The 3,641-nt window shown below is 32.9% G+C and carries 4 protein-coding genes; all 4 read left to right on the top strand.

The window, feature by feature from the left end:
• On the top strand, positions 1–858 hold an 858-nt coding region (locus B3J44_RS10555; protein ID WP_286968382.1), incomplete at its 5' end, for a mevalonate kinase.
• A gap of 67 nt (positions 859–925) precedes the next feature.
• Positions 926–1,516 (top strand): DUF502 domain-containing protein, encoded by a 591-nt coding sequence (locus B3J44_RS10550; RefSeq protein WP_286968381.1) that lies wholly within the window; start codon positions 926–928, stop codon positions 1,514–1,516.
• Positions 1,517–1,576: 60 nt separating this feature from the next.
• Complete coding sequence (locus B3J44_RS10545) at positions 1,577–2,533, top strand: geranylgeranylglycerol-phosphate geranylgeranyltransferase (RefSeq protein ID WP_286968379.1); 957 nt, start codon at positions 1,577–1,579, stop codon at positions 2,531–2,533.
• A 203-nt stretch (positions 2,534–2,736) separates the two neighbouring features.
• On the top strand, positions 2,737–3,641 hold a 905-nt coding region (locus B3J44_RS10540), incomplete at its 3' end, for a pseudouridine synthase (protein ID WP_198854741.1).

Below are 3,641 nucleotides of genomic sequence, written 5' to 3'. Positions count from 1 at the left end.
CCTTATAACTTTTACAATGGCGCTTTAAAAAAATCTGAAGAGCCTACAGAAGAAGCGATTTCATCAAACAGAAGCTTAAGAAGTTTTGCTTCTTATCTCGAAGTGCTACATACTCAGCAACCAGAATTGGTTACTTTCGATTTAGAAACTTTAAAAAATGATGTTGAAACTGGAATGTACTTCGACTCTAGTATTCCGCAAGGATATGGCGTTGGAAGTAGCGGTGCGCTTGTTGCAGCTATTTACGATAAATATGCTACCAATAAAATCACTGTTCTGGAGAATCTTACTCGTGAAAAATTATTACACTTAAAAAATATATTTTCTCAAATGGAAAGCTTTTTCCACGGAAAAAGTTCTGGTTTAGATCCTTTAAACAGCTATTTGAGTATTCCAATCCTGATTAATTCTAAAGATAACATTGAAGCAACTGGAATTCCGACTCAAAGTTTTGACGGAAAAGGTGCTGTATTTTTGTTAGACTCAGGAATTGTTGGAGAAACTGCTCCAATGGTTAGCATTTTTATGGAAAATTTAAAAGATAAAGGTTTCCGTGCTATGCTTAAAAACCAGTTTGTGAAATATACAGATGCCTGCGTAGAAAACTTTTTACACGGCGATATGAAATCGTTATTTACCAATACTAAAAAGCTTTCTAAAGTTGTTTTAAATCACTTTAAACCAATGATTCCGGAACAATTTCACGGAATTTGGCAACACGGAATTGACACTAACGATTATTACCTAAAACTTTGCGGTTCTGGCGGTGGCGGTTATATTCTTGGTTTTACCGAAGATTTAGAACGTGCTAAAGCTTCTTTGAAAGACTACAAATTAGAAGTTGTTTATCAATTTTAATTTCCTAAAAAACGATAATTATTTGAATAGACTTTTCTGAAAATTTAACCTAAAAAAGTTACTGAATATGAATAGTATTTTAAAGATTATCAAAGCAACTTTTTTAGGCGGAATTCTGTTTCTAGTACCATTGGTTGTACTAATAATTGTTTTAGAAAAAGGATATGGTCTTGTACAAAAAACTACACTGCCACTTGTAAGCACTTTACCGAAAGTAAGTGTTTTAGGACTTGCGATACAGGAGCTTGTTGGAATATTAATCATAATTCTAATTTGTTTTATTGCTGGATTGCTTGCAAAAACTGCGGCAGCTGAAAAATTAGTTCAGAAATTAGAAGATGGTATTTTAAGTTTCGTTCCTGGCTATTCATTTATGAAAAGCATGAATGAAAATATATTGGGTTTTGAATCTAAAGAAGATTTAAAAGTAATTATGGTGCCAACAGATGCGGGTTGGCAATTTGCCTTTTTGATTGAACAGATAAGCGATAATGTATTTACTGTTTTTATTCCAGACGCACCAAATCCTTGGAGCGGATCGGTAGTTTTTGTAGAAAAAAAAGACATACGAGAAATTGAAATAACCCAAAAACAAGCCTTGGCCTGTATTCGAAAGTTGGGTTATGGTTCTAAAGAATTGTTAAAAAACAAACTCTAAATTTTTGAATTAAAAAATATCTTTTAACTTCCCTAATCTAATCCATCCAAAACAAACTTTATGTTAAGCAGACAGCAAAAACTTTTAATGATGAAAATTGTTAGTCTGTTCTCTGTGGTTAGAGGTTATAACATTCCAATTATTGTTTTAGCACAGTATTTATCGGCAATTTTTATACTTGCGCCAGAAATTAGAGCGTTGGATATTTTGCTAGATTTTTACTTATTTCTAATTGTTTTTGCTTCGGCGATTACCATTGCTTCAGGGTATATTATCAATAATTTTTACGACTCCCAAAAAGACTTAATCAATAGACCAAACAAATCGATGTTGGATCGTTTGGTTAGTCAGAAAACAAAGCTAAATGTGTACTTTAGTTTAAACTTTCTTGCTGTAATTATGGCGTCGATCGTTTCTTGGCGCGCATTTTTGTTCTTTTCTGTCTATATTTTCATGATTTGGTTTTATTCTCATAAAATCAAAAAGTATCCAATTATTGGAAACTTAATGTCTGCATTGCTGGCTGTTACGCCATTTTTTGCTATTTTATTGTATTTCTACAACAAAATTTCCTTTGAAGAAATAGAAAATCATATGAGTCATTTTGTAGTGATTTCTGCACATGCAATTTTCTTGTTTTTGCTTTTGCTAATTCGCGAAATGATTAAAGATCTGGAAAATCTAAAAGGCGATTTAGTAACCGATTATAGAACAATTCCTGTTTTGTACGGAGAAAAAATTTCTAAACAAATCATTACAGCTTTAACCATTTTAACGATCGTTCCTGTTTACGTTTTAGTAAACATACACGACGTTGGTTATATGGATATCTACTTTTATGCCTCTTTTGGAGTTTTACTTTTCTTCTTGATTTATTTATGGAAATCTGACTCTAAAGAACAATATCTAAGACTTCATAATGTCCTTAAATTCCTAATTGTATCAGGTGTTTGCTGTATTGTTCTGATTAATCCAAGCGTCTTATGGCATGGTCGTGAATTGATTTCTAATTATTAAGTTTTTTTCTTCCACAGAGATTCACAAAGTATTTTTTGTGTAATTCTATGAAATTCTTTGTGAATCTCTGCGGAATAATCTATTACAAAAAAGGCAATTGTATTGCTTCTGAACATCTTAAAATAAAACGCTATTAATCTAAGAACATTGAACTTAAGATTTATTAGCAGGAAAAAACTATCTTTGCACAAATTAATGATTCTATGAACAACAAGGAAGGCAATAATAAAAGAGGTGGATCTAGACCAAATAGCTCAAGACCAAACTCTAGCAAGCCAAAACCTCCTATGGCTAAGCGCGCGCAAGGGCCTAAAAAAGTAAAACCTGAAGTTAAGGCAGCACAGGAAGCAGCAGCTGAAAAATTTAGAAAACAAAATCAGCCTGCAAAGAGACAGAAGGCTTCAGATGAAATTCGTTTGAACAAATACATCTCTAATTCTGGTGTTTGTTCTCGTCGTGATGCTGACATTTACATTCAGTCTGGAAACGTAAAAGTAAACGGTAATGTAGTTACCGAAATGGGTTATTTGGTAAAACTGAATGATGTTGTAAATTTTGACGGTGTTACACTAACTCCTGAAAAGAAAGAATATATTTTATTGAATAAGCCTAAAAACTTCACGACTGCTCTTGATGAAGGTCAGGAATACCGTAACGTTCTAGAACTTGTTCGTGGCGCTACGAATGCAAAAATTGCTCCTGTAGGAAGAATGGACAAGAATACAACTGGTTTATTATTGTTTACTAACGATACTGATATGATTCGTAAGTTTACATTACCAAATCAGAAATCTTCTAAAATCTATCAGGTTTCTTTAGACAAAAACTTGAAGTTCGAAGATTTAGAAAAAATTAGCAAAGGTTTAGTTCTTGACGGACACCGCGTTTTTGTTGAAGAAGTAAGCTATATTGATAATGAACCAAAAAGCGAAGTTGGTCTTAAATTACGTACTGCCAACGTAAAGGTTGTACGTTCTATTTTTGAATCTTTCGAATACAATGTATTACGTATTGACCGTGTTTCGTTTGCTGGACTAACCAAAAAGAATCTTCCTCGCGGAAACTGGCGCTTTTTGACCGATCAAGAAGTTATCAATTTGAAAAACGT

The sequence above is a fragment of the Flavobacterium sp. UBA4854 genome (assembly GCF_002399805.1).
In the GTDB taxonomy this organism is placed as follows: Bacteria; Bacteroidota; Bacteroidia; order Flavobacteriales; family Flavobacteriaceae; genus Flavobacterium; species Flavobacterium ginsengisoli.
The sequence above is the reverse complement of the archived record's forward strand: the minus strand, read 5'-3'. Positions and strand labels throughout refer to the sequence as shown.

Coding starts and splice junctions, on each gene's coding strand:
- B3J44_RS10545 (WP_286968379.1), top strand. CDS start 1,577: ATGTTAAGCAGACAGCAAAAACTTTTAATGATGAAAATTGTTAGTCTG.
- B3J44_RS10550 (WP_286968381.1), top strand. CDS start 926: ATGAATAGTATTTTAAAGATTATCAAAGCAACTTTTTTAGGCGGAATT.